We start from the raw sequence: 14767 nt of genomic DNA on the forward strand, positions 1-14767 counted from the left end.
CCGACGGATGCGGGCGCCCGGTGGGCGGCGATGCTACGCCCGTCGGCTGGAAGCGCCTCGGGAGGGGAGCGCGAGCAGCGCGATGCCCGCCGCGACGACCGCGAGCCCTGCCCAGCCGACGGTGCTCGGCCGCTCGCCGACGACGAGCACCGCGAGCAGCGTCGCCACGACCGGCTCGGCGAGCGCGAGCGTCGTCGCGCTCGACGAGGAGAGGGCCCGCAGCGCGTACCCGAAGAGCAGGTAGGCGAGTGCCATCGGCACGAGCGCGAGGTAGCCGATCGTCAGGAGGCCCGCGGGCGCGCTGAGCGGGCCGAGCCCGACAACCGCGAGCCAGCCGAGGCACACGGCGCCGCCGACGAGGAAGAGCGCGCCCATCGCGCCGGACGCCGGCTCGCCGCGACCGATGATGCGCGCGCCGGCGAACGCGTAGAGCGCGTACCCGAAGCCCGCCGCGAGGGCGAGCGCGACGCCCGCGAGCGCGCCCGACGCATCCGCCGCGCCGACGCCGCCGTGCCCGCCGATCGCGAGCAGCACGATGCCGACGAGCGCGAGCGCGGTCGCGAGGCTCCAGCGGCGATCCGGACGGCGGCGATCGACCGCCCACTCGAGCAGCGCGGCGAAGATCGGCCCGGAGCCGAGCGCGACGACGTTGCCGACCGCGACGCCCGCGAGCGCCATCGACGGGTAGTAGGCGGTCGGGTAGAGCACGACGCCCGCGGCGCCCGCGAGCACCCAGCCGAGGTGCGCGCGCTGCCGCAGCACGCCGAGCACGCGGCGCGCCGAGACGAGCGCGAGCACGACGCCGCCGATGCCGAAGGTCGCGAGCCCGATCGCGAGCGACGACGAGCCGGCGGGCGCGAAGTGCGCGACCGTGCCGGTCGTGCCCCACAGCACCGCCGCGAGCAGCACCGCGACCGCGTGCGAGGCGCCCGGCACCGCGATCGCGCGCGGCGGGGCGGCTGGCTCGGGCACCCTCGATCCTAAGCACGAGCGGCGCCGCCGCGTGCGAGCATGGCGGCATGGGCAACCGCATCTCCGAGCTGCTCGCCGGCGCCGGCCTCATGCTGCGCGGCTTCGGCACCTGGGCGCGCGATCCGCGGCTCATGCTGCTCGGCGCCGTGCCCGCGCTCATCGTCGGCGCGCTCATGCTCGCCGTCGTGGTCGTCGTGAGCTTCCAGGTGGGCGGATGGGCGACATGGCTCACGCCGTTCGCCGACGGGTGGGACCCGGGCTGGGCGGGCGCGCTGCGCGTCGCGCTCGCGCTCGGGCTCATGGTCGGCGTCGTGGTGATGTGCGTGCTGACATTCGCCGCGATCACGCTCGCCGTCGGCGATCCCTTCTACGAGCGCATCTCGCGCACGGTCGACGAGCGGCTCGGCCGTGCGGGCGAGGCGCCGGAGCTCGGCTTCTGGCGGTCGGCGGCGAAGGGCGTGCGCGACGCGGTCAAGCTCATCGCCATGGCGATCGGCACGGCGGCCGTCGTCTTCGTCGTCGGGCTCGTGCCGCTCGTCGGCACGGTGCTCGGCCTCGTCGTCGGCGCGGTGCTCGGCGGCCGGGCGCTCGCGCGCGAGCTCACGGGCTACGCGGGCGACGCGCGCGGACTGAGTCTCGACGAGCGTCGCGCGCTGCTCGCGGCGCACCGGTGGCGCTCGACGGGCTTCGGGATGGTCGCCTACGTGCTGCTGCTCGTGCCGGTCGTCGCGGTCGTCGCGACCCCCGTCGCGGTCGTCGGCGCGACCCTGCTCGTGCGCGACCTCCGCGGCGAGCCGACGACCGCTCCGTCGCCCTCGTCGTAGGCTGGGGGATCCCCCGACCGAGAGGTTCCATGCCCGCTGCAACCGTCCGCCGCGCGACCCCTGGCGAGATCGCCGACTGGGATGCGCTCATCGAGGCGAACCCCGACGGCGGGCACATGGTGCAGTCGAGCGCGTTCGCCGCGACGAAGCGCTTCGACGGGCTCGAGCCCGTGCACCTCGTGATCGACGCCCCGCTGCCCGCCGGGGCGCCGTCAGGGGAGTCGACCGAGCGCATCTACGCCCTCGCGCTCGAGGGCAAGGTGTCGCTCGGCCGCTACTGGTACCTGCCGATGGGGCCGACGGCGACCGACATGGCGCCCGTCGTCGAGGCGCTCCGCGCGTTCGCGAAGGCCGAGCCGGGCCTGCTCGTCGTGAAGGTCGAGCCGCACCTCGAGCGCAGCCCCGAGCGCATCAACGAGCTCGTCGCGCTCGGCCTCGAGCAGAGCCGCGACATGCAGGTCATGACCCACACCGTCGTGCTCGACCTCGCGCAGGGGGAGGAGGCGCTCTTCGCGTCGTTCTCGCAGATGATCCGCCGGCAGGTGCGCGGCGCGATCAAGAAGGGCTACCGCGTCGAGCGGCCCGAGCCGAGCCCCGAGACCTTCGACCGCATGCACGCGATGATGCTGACGGTCGCGGGCGGCAAGGGCATGGCGGGCATGCGCGAGCGCGCCTACTACGACCGCTTCTGGAGCGAGTTCGCCAAGGCCGGCACCGGCCGCTTCTACTTCGGCTACGACGACGACTCCGGCGAGCCGCAAGCCGGCATCTTCGTCACGACCGCGGGTCGCACGGCCGTCTACAAGGACGGCGGCTCGCGCCCCGACCGCAAGATCAACGGCGGCTCGGCGCTGCTGCTGTGGACGGCGATGCAGGACGCGATCGCGGACGGCAAGCTCGCCTTCGACCTCGCCGGCACGCCGCCGCCCGAGCGCGCCGACGACCCGACGCATCCCTTCCACGGCCTCGCGCAGTTCAAGCTGCGCTTCGGGCCGATCACGAGCTTCCTGCCGTCCTTCGACCTCGTGCTGCACCCCGTGCGCCATCGCTTGTGGGAGGACGTCGTGCGGCGCGTCGAGTGGCGCATCAAGAAGGGCCCGGACACGCTGCGATGACCGACATGCGACTGCGACGGGCGACCGAGGCCGAGCTGCGCGACTGGGACGAGCTCGTGCTGTCGAACCCCGACGGCGGCCAGTTCACCCAGACGCTCGCGTTCGCCGAGCTCAAGCGCTGGGACGGCTTCGAGACCCACCACCTCGTCTTCGACGCCGAGCAGCCGGTCTACGCGCTCGCGCTCGAGCGCGACGCGTGGATCGGCCGCTTCTGGTACTTCCCGTGCGCGCCCTTCCACCCCGACATGGCGGCCGTCGTGCGCGCCGTGCGCGCCTTCGTCGAGCGCGAGCACCCGCGGCTCATCTCGGTCAAGCTCGAGCCGAGGCTCCCGCGCGACGCGACGACGCTCTCGATGCTCGCGGATGCCGGGCTCGCGCAAGCGGAGGACGTCCAGCTCCACACGCACACCGTGATCATCGACCTCGAGCGCACCGAGGAGGAGATCCTGGCCTCGTTCTCGAAGACGGCGCGGAAGCTCATCCGCCGCGCCGAGCGCGACGGCTTCACGGTCGAGCGCGTCGAGGGCGACGAGGCGCTCTTCGACCTCGCGTGGCAGCGGATGCAGACGATCCGCGGCGGGCAGGGCCTCGAGGGCATGCGCGGCGAGGACTACTACAAGACGATCTGGCGCGCCTTCACGAAGCGCGGGCAAGCGGACTGGTGGCTCGGGCACGACGGCGGCGAGGGGCCGCAGACGGTGACCTTCACGATCCCGTTCGGCCGCATCGCGATCGACAAGGACGAGGGCTCGCGGCCCGATCGCCGCATCGAGGGCGGCGCGCACTACGGCCGCTGGATGCGCGCGCGGCACTACCGCGAGCGGGGCTTCGCCGGGCTCGACATGATGGGCGCACCGCCGACGTGGGCGAAGGACGACCCGGACCACTGGATGGCCGGGCTCAGCCGCTTCAAGCAGCAGTTCGGCGAGGTCGTCGACTTCGCGCCGAGCCACGACCTCGTGCTGCGGCCCGGCGCGCAGCGGCTGTGGCGGAAGGCCGTGCGCCCCGTCGAGTGGCGCGTGAAGAAGCGGTACACGGGTGTCTGGTGACGGCACGTCTAGTGGCGGCACGTCTGGTGATGGAGGAGTGATGCAGGGCTCGGGCTTCGCGCTGCGCGACGCGACCGCGGCGGAGATCGCGGACTGGGACGCGCTCGTCCTCACGAACCCGGACGGCGGGCAGTGGACCCAGTCGAGCGCCTACGCGACGCTCAAGCGCACCGAGCGGCTGCACCCGCGGCACCTCGTGCTCGAGGGGCCCGAGACGGTCTACGCGCTCGCGCTCGAGCACCGCTCGCTCGCGGGCCGCTTCTGGTACTTCGCGACGGGGCCCGGCGCCTCCTTCGAGCACTTCGGCGCGATCGCCGACGCCATCCGCGCAGCACGCGACGGCGCGGCGAAGGGCGTCTACGCCGTCAAGGTCGAGCCGTTCGAGGTCGACACCCCCGAGCGCCGCCAGGCGCTCGCGGCCGCCGGCTACCGCGCGGCGAACCCCGTCCAGCAGAACACCTACACGGTGCTCGTCGACCTCACGCGGCCGGTCGACGAGATCTTCGCCGGCTTCAAGAAGAGCCTGCGCAACCACATCCGCTACGCCGAGCGCAACGGCTACCGGGTCGAGAAGGTCGAGCCGGGCGAGGAGACGTACCGCACGATGTACGCGCTCATGCAGACCGTCTCGGGCGGCAAGGGCGTCGAGGGCATGAAGCCCTACGAGTACTACCGCACCCTGTGGGGCGCCGCCGTCGCGCAGGGGAGCGGCCACTTCTGGTTCGGGTACGACGGCGCGCACGACGGGCCCCAGGCATCCGCCTTCATGATCCGCTTCGGTCGCTACGCCCTCGCGAAGGACGGCGGCTCGGTGCCCGACCGCGCGATCCGCGGCGGCGCGCACCTCATCCGCTGGAGAGCGATGCAGTGGTTCAAGGAGCAGGGCGCGGAGGTCTACGACGCGTACGCGACCCCGCCGTCGTGGCAGGCGGACGACACCTCGCACCGCCTGCACGGACCGGGCGTCTTCAAGCGCGTCTTCGGACCGATCGTCGACCACGTGCCGACGCACGACCTCGTGCTCGACGCGCGCCGCTACCGCCTCTTCCTGCGCCTGCTGCTGCCGATCGAGCGCCGGGTGCGGCGCCGCCCGTGGGGCATCTGGTAGCGCGAGCGGCTCGGGTCAGCTCACTGCGCGGCCGCAGATCTCGTCGAGGGTCGTGCCGAGCAGCTCGGCCGAGCGGCGGTACTTGCGCAGCATCTTCTCGCGCGTCGCGGCGTCGGGCATCGCGTCGAGGCGCCACTGCTGCGCGTTGTCGCGGAGGTCGGCGCGCTTGACCTCGAGCGCGAGCTCGTCCTCGAGGATGCGCGCCATCCACTCGCGCATCGGCTCGTCGTCGCGACGCGTCATCGCGTCGATCGCGCGCATGATGCGCGGCGGGAATCGCTCCCCGACGAGCTCCTGCACGGTGATCGACCCCCACTCGAGCACATCGTGGAGGATCGCGACCGTGCGCTCCTCGTCGCCCTCGACGTCGAGCATCACGCGCATCGCGTGGGCGACGTAGGGCTCGCCCTGACGGTCGGTGCGACCGTCGTAGGCGCGCGCGGCGACCGAGATCGCGTGCAGCAGGTCACCGTCCACCATGCCTCCGAGGGTATCCGGCGGCTATCCTGATCGCATGTCACGCGTCGCCGACCCCGCACAGCTCGCTCGCCTGCTGCGCGGCACCTGGGCGATCCGCGCGACGACCTTCCCGTACTGGACGCACGCGCAGCGCAAGAACCCGCGGGTGACGTTCGAGCTCGTGCAGAGCTCGCCGCTCCAGCTGCGCGAGGTCTACGAGTACCACCGGCCCGACAAGGGCGACCGCGAGGTGATCGCCGAGGCGCTCTGGGCCGGCCGGCACTTCTCGTGGCGCATGCTCGGCCGCTCGCGGCTGCTCTCGAGCGCCTACGTCGTCTCCGACACGCCCGCGACGCCCGACATCGTCGCGATCCACTACGGCAAGTCGTCGCTGCTCGGGCAGAGCGCGGTCTCGATCCTCGCGCGCGCCCACCTCGACCCCGACGCGGTGCGCCGCGCGGTCGCGATCGACACGCACTCGTTCGAGCTCACCGCCGAGGAGTTCTGGCGCCTCCAGTGGCTGACGCCCTACGCGCCCTCGGCGCCCGCCTCGAGCGACTCCCGCGCCTGACGCACGTCCTCGAGCAGCGCGCCGATCAGCACCCAGTGGCGCGGGTGCGGCCGGGGCACGGCGATGGGTGCGGTGAAGCCCGGCCCCTCGATCGCGGGCAGGGTCGTCGTGCGCCCGTCCTCGAGCGCCTGCCGGTCGACGAGCACGCGCACCTCGCGGGCGATGCGGCGCGACTCGCCCGCGATGCGGCGCACGCTCGCGTCGTCGACGAGGGATGCGTCGAAGCGGTCGACGATCGTGCGCGTCATCCCGATCGCGCGGTTCACGAGCACCGTGAGCGTGAGCAGCAGCCGCTCGTCGCGCTCGATGCGGTCGCTGAGCCGCCGCGCCCTGGGGTTCAGGCGCGTCGACTCCTCGAGCGCGTCCATGGCAGCGCGCGTGCGCTTGATGCCGGCCCGCAGCTCGCGCGCCTCGGCGAGCATCGCCTCGCCGCGCTCCGCGTCGGCGACGGTGAGGGCGTGGGCGATGCGCTCGAAGGCGTCCGCGACGGCGTGGGCGAGCTCGCGCATCGAGCGCTCGGCCGGTTCGTGGTGCACGGGCGCCACGACGACGAGGTTGATGACGAGCGCCACGACCGCGCCGATGATCGTCTCGACGACGCGCTCGAAGCCGAACAGCGGCCCGGTGCCCGCGCCGAGCGCGAGCAGCACCATCGCGCTGATCGGCAGCTGGTTCGCGGCCATCGGCGCGAGCCGCAGGAGTCGCGCGAGCACGACGCCCAGGAGCGACACCGAGAGCACGACGAGCCCCGTCGTGGGCAGGACGAGCGTGGCGAGCCACGCGAGCAGCACACCGCCGATGACCCCGACCGAGCGCCCGATGCCCTTGCCGAGCGACTGGTTGACGCTCGGCGCGACGACGAGCAGCGCGGCGATCGCCGCGAAGATCGGCAGCTCCATGCCGAGCAGCAGCCGACTCGCCGCCCAGGCGATGACGATCGCGACGGCGACCTTGAGCACCTGCAGCCACGATTCCTGCTCGCCGGTCGTGAACCGCTCGAGCCACCGCATGGATCCACGATACGCATCTCTCGGCGCACGCCCGGCTGCCGGGGTGTTGGATGGGGCCCATGCTCGACAATCCCGCCGGAGTGCTCTCGAGGCTCGTCGCCGAGAGCGGCAGGGAGCTCGTCGACTTCCAGCAGAAGGATGTCGAACCGGTCAGCGAGGGCTTCGTGGTCGGCTACGCGTGCGGTGTCCGCACGCGCGAGGACGCGATCGAGCGACTGACGATCTACGTCAACACCTCGCCGAGCGCGCCCGTCGACGAGCACACCGTCGAGCTCCTCGATGCGGCGGGCCGCCGGCTCACCGCGTGGGTGTACCCGCAGGACCCGTCGCTGCCGTCCCTGCCCGCCGTCTCGTACCCGGAGGCCGCAGGCGTCGTGCTCGCGAAGTTCGGCATCGCCGCCGAGGGCGCGACGCTGCGGATGGAGGCGTACCGCCCCGGCAAGCGGGCGGTGCTGCAGGTCGCGACCGCGACCGAGCGCTGGTTCGCCAAGGTCGTGCAGCCGTCGCTCGCCGCGACCATCCACGACCTGCACGAGCGCTTCCGCGCCGCGGGCGTGCCCGTGCCGCGGTCGATCGGCTTCTCCGACGCCGGCCTCGTGCTGCTCGGGGAGCTCCCCGGGGTGCCGGCGATCGACGTGTTCGAGCGCATCGACCGCGCCCGGTTCGCGCGCGGCCTCGACGAGCTCACCCAGCACATCGCCCAGGTGCCGGTGACGGTCGGCGCGCGGGAGTCGCTCGCTCGGCGGGTCGACTGGTACGCCGAGCGGATGGAGGAGACGGCGCCGGTGTTCGCGCGCCAGACCACGCGGCTCGCCGCGATGATCGCGGAGCGCTACGCCGCGACGAGCGTGCCCCGGCCCGTCACGATCCACGGCGACCTCCACCTGGGCCAGATCTTCGTCGCCGAGGACGACCCGTCGCGCATCACGGGCATCCTCGACATCGACACCGCGGGGCTCGGCGACCCCGCCGACGATCGCGGGGCGCTCTTCGGGCACGTCGTCGTGTCGTCGGTCGAGCGGGAGGCCGGCTCGCCGGGGGTCGCGGCCCTCGCGGCCTTCGCCGACGAGCTGCAGTCAGGCTGGCGCGGCGACGAGCGCGTGACCGCGATCGCAGCGACGCACCTGCTGGGCCATGCGCTCGCGAACGCCGGCCGCGGCGACGACCGCGGGGCGGCTGCGGCGCAGCGGCTGCTCGAGCGCGCCGCCTCCGTGCTCGGCGCGCCGCCCGCCTAGCGGTCGAGCAGGGCGCGCACGCGCGGCACGACCTCGGTGCCGAGCAGCTCGATCGAGCGCAGGTTGTCCTCGTGCGACGTGCCCGAGTCGTACTTGAGGTCGAACCGCTCGACGCCGAGCGTCTCGACCGCCCAGCCGATCTTCTGCGCGACGGTCTCGGGACTCCCGACGAAGATGGCGCCGTGCTCGGCAGCGCTCGCGTCGAACTCGCGCTCGGTCGCGTCGCCCCAGCCGCGCTCGCGCCCGATGCGGTTGCGGTAGACCATCCACTGCGGCATGAGGATGCGCTTCGCCTCCTCGTCCGTCTCGGCGATGAGCCCGGGGGAGTGCATCCCGACGCGACCGCCCGAGTGCCCGAACTGCTCCATCGCGCGCCGGTAGAGCCCCGAGAAGGGCGCGAACTGCGCGGGGCTGCCGCCGATGATCGCGAGCATCATGTCGAAGCCGTGGCGAGCGGTGCGGATGACGGAGTCGGGCGTGCCGCCGACGCCGACCCACACGGGGATGCGACCGCCGTGCTCGGCCGCGTGGGAGCGCGGGTGCACGCGCTGCTCGGTGAGCGACGAGCGCAGCCGGCCCGACCACGTGACGGGCTCCTCCTCCACGAGCTCGGCGAGCAGCTCGAGCCGCTCGTCGAAGAGCGCCTCGTAGTCCTCGAGCCGGTAGCCGAACAGCGGGAACGACTCGACGAACGAGCCGCGGCCGACGATCATCTCGGCCCGGCCGCTCGAGATGCCGTCGAGGGTTGAGAACTGCTCGAACACGCGCACGGGGTCGTTCGACGAGAGCACCGTGACGGCCGTGCCGAGGCGGATGCGCTCGGTCACGCTCGCGAGGGCGCCGAGGACGATCTCGGGCGCGCTCGCCGCGAAGTCGGCGCGGTGGTGCTCGCCGACGCCGAAGAACGACAGCCCGGCGCGATCGGCGGCGATGCCCTCGGCCACGACGTCGCGGAGCACGCGCGAGTGGGGGATCGGCGCGCCGTCCTGCTCGGGGACGGCGGCGAACGTGTGGACTCCGAAGTCGAGGGGCATGCCGGGGACAACGACGGAGGGCCCGGGAATCATCCCGGGCCCTCCGTCTCGGTCGCCGACCTAGTGGTCGTCGTGCCGCTTGGCGATCTCGAGCTCGCGCGGCGTCACGGGGCTCACGCGGTCCTCGAAGAACCAGCGGGTGAGCGCTGCCCGCAGGTGCGTCGCCGGCGTGATCCTGCCCTTCGCGTTCGGGCGCACCATGACCGGCGCGTACGACTCGTAGGCCTTGAGCTTCCACGCCTCGTACTCGTCGAGGGGCTGGTGCACCTCGATGTACTCGCCGCCGGGGCGGCGCACGATGCGGCCGCTCTCGTAGCCGTGCAGCAGGATCTCGCGATCCTTCTTCTGCAGGCCGAGCGCGATGCGCTTCGTGAGCCAGTACACGACGACCGTGCCGACGATGAGCATCGCCTGGAGGGCGTAGGTGACGTGGAACACGTTGAGGCGGAAGTGCGTCGCGATGAGGTCGGACGAGGCAGCCGCCCACATGATCGCGTAGAACCAGACGCCGGCGGCGCCGATGGCCGTGCGCGTCGGGTTGTTGCGGGGGCGCTCGGCGATGTGGTGCTCGCGCTCGTCGCCCGTGATCCACTGCTCGATGAACGGGTAGATCATCACGATCACGATGAACAGCCCGAGCACCGCGATGGGCACGAGGATGTTCCACGAGATCGTCCAGTTGAAGATCTCGGTCTCCCAGCCCGGCATGAGGCGCAGGGCGCCGTCGGCGAAGCCGATGTACCAGTCGGGCTGCGTGCCGGCCGAGACGGGCGATGGGTCGTAGGGCCCGTACTCCCACAGCGGGAGGATCGTGAAGGTCGAGGCGATCGCGACGAGCACGCCGAACACGATGAAGAAGAACGAGCCGGCCTTCGCGGCGAACAGCGGCATGATCGGCGCGCCCACGACGTTGTCGTTGGTCTTGCCGGGGCCCGCGAACTGCGTGTGCTTGTTGACCACGAGCAGCACCATGTGGATGCCGATGAACGCGATCACGAGCGCCGGCAGCAGCATGATGTGCAGCACGAAGAGCCGCGGCACGATGTCGTCGCCCGGGAACACGCCGCCGAAGAGCAGGTACGAGATCCAGGTGCCGACGATCGGGATGCCCTTGACCATGCCGTTGATGATGGCGAGGCCGTTGCCCGAGAGCAGGTCGTCGGGGAGCGAGTAGCCGGTGAAGCCCTCGGCGAGCGCGAGGATGAACAGGATGAAGCCGACGACCCAGTTGATCTCGCGCGGCTTGCGGAACGCGCCCGTGAAGAACACGCGCAGCATGTGCAGGCCAATCGCGGCGATGAACAGCAGCGCCGCCCAGTGGTGCAGCTGGCGCATGAGCAGGCCGCCGCGCACGTCGAACGACAGGTCGAGGGCCGAGGCGTATGCCGCCGACATCGCGACGCCCTTGAGCGGGACGTAGGAGCCGTCGTAGTGCACCTCGGTCATCGACGGCTCGAAGAAGAACGTCAGGAACGTGCCCGAGAGCAGGATCGCGACGAACGAGTACAGGATGATCTCGCCGAGCATGAACGACCAGTGGTCCGGGAAGACCTTCCGGCCGAGGGTCGCCACGAGGGTCGAGATGCTGGTGCGCTCGTCGAGGTAGTTCGACGCCTTCGCGGTGAGGCTGGGGCGCGTGGCGGTCGCGGTCATGCGCGGGTCTCCGTCTCAGCGGCCGACACCGGCACGTGGTCCGGGTCGATGTGGTTCAGGCGCTCCCAGAACGACGGGCCGATGGGCTCGGTGAAGTCGCGCTGGGCGATGAGGTAGCCCTCGTCGTCCACGGTGATCGGCAGCTGCGGGAGCGGCCGCTTCGCGGGGCCGAAGACGACCTTCGCGTGCTCGGTGACGTCGAACGTCGACTGGTGGCACGGGCAGAGGAGGTGGTGCGTCTGCTGCTCGTACAGCGCCACGGGGCAGCCGACGTGCGTGCAGATCTTGGAGTAGGCGACGATGCCGTCGTACGACCAGCCCTCGCGGCCGGGGGCCTCCTTGAGGCGGTCGACGGGGAGCCGGACGAGCAGCACCGCGGCGAGCGCCTTCTTGTCGAGGTAGCCCTCGTTGTGGCCGATGTCCTTGAGCGACTCGGGGATCACGTGGAACGCCGAGCCGATCGTGACGTCGTCCGCGCGGATGGGCGTGCCGGTCGGGTCGAGGGCGAGGCGCTCGCCCGAGGTCCACATCGTGTGCGCGATCGCCTCGACGGCATCCTCGGCGGGCGCGAGGTCGCGGAAGAGCACGATGGCGGGCAGCGGCATGAGCGCGACGGCGCCGATGAGCGTGTTGCGGATGAGCGTGCGGCGGGAGAAGCCCGACTCCTGGTCGCCGAGCTGGAAGATCTCGACGGCGCGGGCGCGGCTCTTCTCGGAGCCGCGCGACAGGTGCCGCTCCTCGACGACCTCGTGGCTGCTCATGAGCTGACGCGCCCAGTGCATGCCGCCGATGCCGACGGCGAGCAGCGCGAGCGCGATCGCGAGGCCGAGGAAGAGGTTGTTCGCCCGGACGCTCGCCATGTTGCCCGGCTCGATCGGCAGCGCGATGTACGCGACGATCGCGAGCACCGAGCCGAGCATCGAGATCAGGAACCAGGCGACGACCTGCCGCTCCGCGCGGCGCTCCTTCTCGGGGTGGAGGTCGGTCTGGCGCGGCCGGTGCGGCGGCAGGCCCGGGTTCGTGAAGCCGTCCGACTGCTCGATCGCTGCGCCACGGTCGTAGGCGACGACGCTCTGCTCGCTAGGAGCCGACTGGTCTTCAGCCGACATGCTGTTCCTCTCGTTGTCGTTCGCCATGGATCAGTTCGGCCTCGAGGTGAGCCACACGGAGACGGCCACGAGGCCGCCGAGGCCGAAGATCCAGATGAACAGGCCCTCCGACACCGGGCCGAGGCTGCCGAGGTCGAAGCCGCCGACCGACGGGTTCTCGTCGAGGTAGTTCAGGTACGCGATGATCTCGCGCTTCTGCTCCGGGCTGATGTTCGCGTCGTTGAAGACCGGCATGTTCTGCGGGCCGGTGAGCATCGCCTCGTAGACGTGCACGGGGTCGATGTCGCGCAGGTGCGGGGCCCACTTGCCCTCGGTCAGCGCGCCGCCGGCGCCCGCGACGTTGTGGCACATCGCGCAGTTGATGCGGAAGAGCTCGCCACCGCGGGCGATGCCCTCGTCGTCGACCTGGCTGATGTCGAGCCACTGCTCGTCGGGCACGTCGGGACCGGGCGCGAGCGCGGCGATGTACTCGCCCATCGCGTCCGACTGCTCCTGCGTGAACTGCGGGTCGCGCTGCTCGGCCTGCGGGCCCTGGAAGGCCATCGGCATGCGGCCGGTCATGACCTGGAAGTCGACGGATGCGGCGCCCACGCCGATCAGGCTCGGCCCGGCCTCCGTGCCCTCGGCCTCGAGGCCGTGGCACGAGGCGCAGTTGGCGCGGAAGAGCAGCTCGCCGTCCTCGGCGGTCAGCTGCTGCGCGTGCGGGGCGACGGCGGGCTCAGCGTTCGCGACGCTGCTCACCGCGACCGACGCGCCGCCAGCGACGACGAGGCCGATCATGAGCAGGGCGGCGCTGGCGAGCGGGTGCCTGCGTCCGGTCTTCTTGCGTGCTGTCAAGATCCTCACCCAACCGTTACTTGAGCCAGTAGATGACGAGGTACAGGCCGATCCAGACCACGTCGACGAAGTGCCAGTAGTAGGAGATGACGTGCGCGCTCGTCGCCTCCTTGTGTCCGAAGCGCTTGACCGCGTAGGCGCGGCCGATCACGAAGAGGAAGGCGAAGAGCCCGCCGGTGACGTGCAGGCCGTGGAAGCCCGTCGTGAGGTAGAACGCCGACGCGTAAGAGTTCGACTGGATCGCGACCCCGTGGTGCACGAGCTCCACGTACTCGAAGACCTGCAGCATGATGAAGATCGCGCCCATCGCGTAGGTCAGGTAGAACCACTCGACCATGCCCCACTTGGAGAACTGCAGCGCTCGACCGGTGCGGAACACCTGGTGGTGCTCGGCGGCGTTCGCGCCCGCCTGGCACGTGAAGCTCGACAGCAGCAGGATCGTCGTGTTGATCGTGGCGAAGAGCACGTTGAGCTTCTCGGCCTCGGTCGCGAACAGGTCGCCCGACATCGATCGGAGCGTGAAGTAGATCGCGAAGAGGCCGGCGAAGAACATGACTTCGCTGCCGAGCCAGACGATGGTGCCGACCGCCACGGTGTTCGGCCGGCGGATCATCGGCGCTGAGGGCGACGAGGAGAGCGCAGTAGTGGACACGATGTCCATCCTAGTGACAGTTCTACGCGCCGTAGTGACCCGACGAGCCAGTCGAGCGCAAAAAGATAGGCTCGAGCCATGGATCGCCTCTTGACCTGGCCGTGCGTGCTCGAGACCCTGCTCGAAGGCGACGACCTGGCGATCCGGCAGGCCGAGTGGGCGATGGCCGAGGTGGTCACCGGGCGCGCCTCGGAGGCGCAGATCGCGGGCTTCCTCATCGCCCTGCGGGCGAAGGGCGTCGTCGCCGAGGAGCTCGTCGGCTTCCGCGACGCCATCCTCGAGGCGGCCGTGCCGCTCCCGGGCGACACGCGCGTCGTCGACATCGTCGGCACGGGCGGCGACCGCCAGCACACCGTCAACATCTCGACGACCGCGAGCATCGTCGTCGCCGCCTCGGGCGTGCCGGTGCTCAAGCACGGCAATCGGGCGGTCTCCTCCTCCTCGGGCGCGTCGGACGTGCTCGACGCGCTCGGGCTCGTGCCGGCCGACGACGACCCGGCGGTCGTGCGCCGCATCCTCGAGCGCGCGGGCATCTCGTTCGCGTGGGCGACGCGCTTCCACCCCGGCTTCCGCCACGCGGGACCCGTGCGCGCCGGGCTCGGGGTGCCGACGGTCTTCAACTACCTCGGCCCGCTCGTCAACCCCGCGCGCCCCGAGGTCTCGCTCGTCGGCGTCGCCGACAAGCACATCATCGAGCAGTTCGTCGGCGTCTTCGCGACCCGCGGCGCGACCGCGCTCGTCGTGCGCGGCGAGGACGGGCTCGACGAGCTCACGACGACCGGTCACTCCGAGCTCTGGGAGGTCGCTCGCGGCGACGTCGTGGAGCACGACATCGACCCGCGCGAGCTCGGCATCCGCCGGGCGAGCCTCGACGACCTGCGCGGCGGCTCGGCCGAGCACAACGCCGACGTGCTGCGCCGCACGATCGCGGGCGAGCAGGGGCCCGTGCGCGACGTCGTGCTGCTCAACGCCGCCGCCGCGCTCGTGGCCTGGCGGCTCGACGGCGACCCGCGACAGAAGGACCGCCCGCTCGTGGAGCGCTTGCGCGAGGAGCTCGACGTCGCCGCCGGCGCGATCGACTCCGGGGCCGCGACGCGCACGCTCGAGGCGTGGCGCGCCGCGGCTGCGGCATGATGCCG

At 71.9% G+C, this 14767-nt stretch carries 15 protein-coding genes; 7 read left to right on the forward strand and 8 right to left on the reverse strand.

Annotated features, from left to right (window positions below; translation table 11 throughout):
* Positions 1 to 33: 33 nt before the first annotated feature.
* Positions 34 to 972 carry a DMT family transporter gene (locus H508_RS15350; protein WP_051223052.1) on the reverse strand — a complete coding sequence of 313 codons (939 nt, stop codon included), beginning with the start codon at positions 970 to 972 and terminating at the stop codon, positions 34 to 36.
* Positions 973 to 1019: 47 nt separating this feature from the next.
* Between H508_RS15350 and H508_RS0108120 the strand changes: the two genes are divergently transcribed.
* The 4 genes from H508_RS0108120 to H508_RS0108135 are packed head-to-tail and all read left to right on the forward strand — an operon-like array spanning position 1020 to position 5068.
* The gene (locus tag H508_RS0108120) at positions 1020 to 1796 is read left to right on the forward strand and encodes an EI24 domain-containing protein (RefSeq protein ID WP_026373686.1); all 777 of its coding nucleotides are present in this window, start codon (positions 1020 to 1022) and stop codon (positions 1794 to 1796) included.
* A gap of 29 nt (positions 1797 to 1825) precedes the next feature.
* Positions 1826 to 2911 carry a lipid II:glycine glycyltransferase FemX gene (locus tag H508_RS16800; RefSeq protein ID WP_026373687.1) on the forward strand — a complete coding sequence of 362 codons (1086 nt, stop codon included), beginning with the start codon at positions 1826 to 1828 and terminating at the stop codon, positions 2909 to 2911.
* Positions 2908 to 3960 (forward strand): lipid II:glycine glycyltransferase FemX, encoded by a 1053-nt coding sequence (locus H508_RS0108130; RefSeq protein WP_026373688.1) that lies wholly within the window; start codon positions 2908 to 2910, stop codon positions 3958 to 3960. The genes H508_RS16800 and H508_RS0108130 overlap by 4 nt, the downstream gene beginning before the upstream one ends.
* Positions 3961 to 4000: 40 nt before the next feature.
* Complete coding sequence (locus tag H508_RS0108135) at positions 4001 to 5068, forward strand: lipid II:glycine glycyltransferase FemX (protein WP_026373689.1); 1068 nt, start codon at positions 4001 to 4003, stop codon at positions 5066 to 5068.
* A gap of 15 nt (positions 5069 to 5083) precedes the next feature.
* Here H508_RS0108135 and H508_RS15360 read toward each other — a convergent pair whose 3' ends face one another.
* Positions 5084 to 5548 carry an HD domain-containing protein gene (locus tag H508_RS15360; RefSeq protein WP_051223054.1) on the reverse strand — a complete coding sequence of 155 codons (465 nt, stop codon included), beginning with the start codon at positions 5546 to 5548 and terminating at the stop codon, positions 5084 to 5086.
* A gap of 34 nt (positions 5549 to 5582) precedes the next feature.
* Here H508_RS15360 and H508_RS0108145 point away from each other — a divergent pair, with 34 nt between their 5' ends.
* Positions 5583 to 6098 carry a hypothetical protein gene (locus tag H508_RS0108145; protein ID WP_026373690.1) on the forward strand — a complete coding sequence of 172 codons (516 nt, stop codon included), beginning with the start codon at positions 5583 to 5585 and terminating at the stop codon, positions 6096 to 6098.
* Here H508_RS0108145 and H508_RS15365 read toward each other — a convergent pair.
* Positions 6056 to 7108, reverse strand: a complete 1053-nt coding sequence (locus tag H508_RS15365; RefSeq protein WP_035254538.1) for an FUSC family protein — start codon at positions 7106 to 7108, stop codon at positions 6056 to 6058. The two genes, H508_RS0108145 and H508_RS15365, sit on opposite strands and share 43 nt — an antisense overlap.
* A gap of 59 nt (positions 7109 to 7167) precedes the next feature.
* Here H508_RS15365 and H508_RS0108155 point away from each other — a divergent pair, with 59 nt between their 5' ends.
* Positions 7168 to 8343, forward strand: a complete 1176-nt coding sequence (locus H508_RS0108155) for a phosphotransferase family protein (protein ID WP_026373691.1) — start codon at positions 7168 to 7170, stop codon at positions 8341 to 8343.
* Here the strand turns inward: H508_RS0108155 and H508_RS0108160 are convergent.
* The 5 genes from H508_RS0108160 to ctaE are packed head-to-tail and all read right to left on the reverse strand — an operon-like array spanning position 8340 to position 13637.
* On the reverse strand, positions 8340 to 9377 hold the full coding sequence (locus H508_RS0108160) for an LLM class flavin-dependent oxidoreductase (RefSeq protein ID WP_026373692.1): 1038 nt from the start codon (positions 9375 to 9377) through the stop codon (positions 8340 to 8342). The two genes, H508_RS0108155 and H508_RS0108160, sit on opposite strands and share 4 nt — an antisense overlap.
* Positions 9378 to 9437: 60 nt before the next feature.
* On the reverse strand, positions 9438 to 11030 hold the full coding sequence (qcrB, locus tag H508_RS0108165) for a cytochrome bc1 complex cytochrome b subunit (RefSeq protein WP_026373693.1): 1593 nt from the start codon (positions 11028 to 11030) through the stop codon (positions 9438 to 9440).
* A complete protein-coding gene (gene qcrA / locus H508_RS15370) occupies positions 11027 to 12139 on the reverse strand; it encodes a cytochrome bc1 complex Rieske iron-sulfur subunit (protein ID WP_245569483.1) in 1113 nt (370 codons plus the stop codon). The genes qcrB and qcrA overlap by 4 nt, the downstream gene beginning before the upstream one ends.
* Before the next feature lie 30 nt (positions 12140 to 12169).
* Complete coding sequence (gene qcrC, locus H508_RS0108175; protein WP_026373694.1) at positions 12170 to 12985, reverse strand: cytochrome bc1 complex diheme cytochrome c subunit; 816 nt, start codon at positions 12983 to 12985, stop codon at positions 12170 to 12172.
* A 7-nt stretch (positions 12986 to 12992) separates the two neighbouring features.
* Entirely contained in the window at positions 12993 to 13637 is a 645-nt protein-coding gene (gene ctaE / locus H508_RS0108180; protein WP_026373695.1) for an aa3-type cytochrome oxidase subunit III, read from the reverse strand.
* 69 nt (positions 13638 to 13706) lie between these two features.
* Here ctaE and trpD point away from each other — a divergent pair, with 69 nt between their 5' ends.
* Positions 13707 to 14762 (forward strand): anthranilate phosphoribosyltransferase, encoded by a 1056-nt coding sequence (gene trpD / locus H508_RS0108185; RefSeq protein ID WP_026373696.1) that lies wholly within the window; start codon positions 13707 to 13709, stop codon positions 14760 to 14762.
* The last annotated feature ends 5 nt before the right edge of the window (positions 14763 to 14767 follow it).

This window comes from Agrococcus lahaulensis DSM 17612, assembly GCF_000425105.1.
In the GTDB taxonomy this organism is placed as follows: Bacteria; Actinomycetota; Actinomycetes; order Actinomycetales; family Microbacteriaceae; genus Agrococcus; species Agrococcus lahaulensis.

Bases quoted from the DNA above. Each gene is read 5' to 3' on its own strand.
- H508_RS15360 (WP_051223054.1), bottom strand. From the start codon at position 5,548: ATGGTGGACGGTGACCTGCTGCACGCGATCTCGGTCGCCGCGCGCGCC.
- H508_RS15365 (WP_035254538.1), bottom strand. From the start codon at position 7,108: ATGCGGTGGCTCGAGCGGTTCACGACCGGCGAGCAGGAATCGTGGCTG.
- qcrA (WP_245569483.1), bottom strand. From the start codon at position 12,139: ATGTCGGCTGAAGACCAGTCGGCTCCTAGCGAGCAGAGCGTCGTCGCC.
- H508_RS0108135 (WP_026373689.1), top strand. From the start codon at position 4,001: ATGCAGGGCTCGGGCTTCGCGCTGCGCGACGCGACCGCGGCGGAGATC.
- H508_RS0108160 (WP_026373692.1), bottom strand. From the start codon at position 9,377: ATGCCCCTCGACTTCGGAGTCCACACGTTCGCCGCCGTCCCCGAGCAG.
- ctaE (WP_026373695.1), bottom strand. From the start codon at position 13,637: ATGGACATCGTGTCCACTACTGCGCTCTCCTCGTCGCCCTCAGCGCCG.
- trpD (WP_026373696.1), top strand. From the start codon at position 13,707: ATGGATCGCCTCTTGACCTGGCCGTGCGTGCTCGAGACCCTGCTCGAA.
- H508_RS0108155 (WP_026373691.1), top strand. From the start codon at position 7,168: ATGCTCGACAATCCCGCCGGAGTGCTCTCGAGGCTCGTCGCCGAGAGC.
- H508_RS0108130 (WP_026373688.1), top strand. From the start codon at position 2,908: ATGACCGACATGCGACTGCGACGGGCGACCGAGGCCGAGCTGCGCGAC.
- H508_RS0108120 (WP_026373686.1), top strand. From the start codon at position 1,020: ATGGGCAACCGCATCTCCGAGCTGCTCGCCGGCGCCGGCCTCATGCTG.
- qcrB (WP_026373693.1), bottom strand. From the start codon at position 11,030: ATGACCGCGACCGCCACGCGCCCCAGCCTCACCGCGAAGGCGTCGAAC.
- H508_RS16800 (WP_026373687.1), top strand. From the start codon at position 1,826: ATGCCCGCTGCAACCGTCCGCCGCGCGACCCCTGGCGAGATCGCCGAC.
- H508_RS0108145 (WP_026373690.1), top strand. From the start codon at position 5,583: ATGTCACGCGTCGCCGACCCCGCACAGCTCGCTCGCCTGCTGCGCGGC.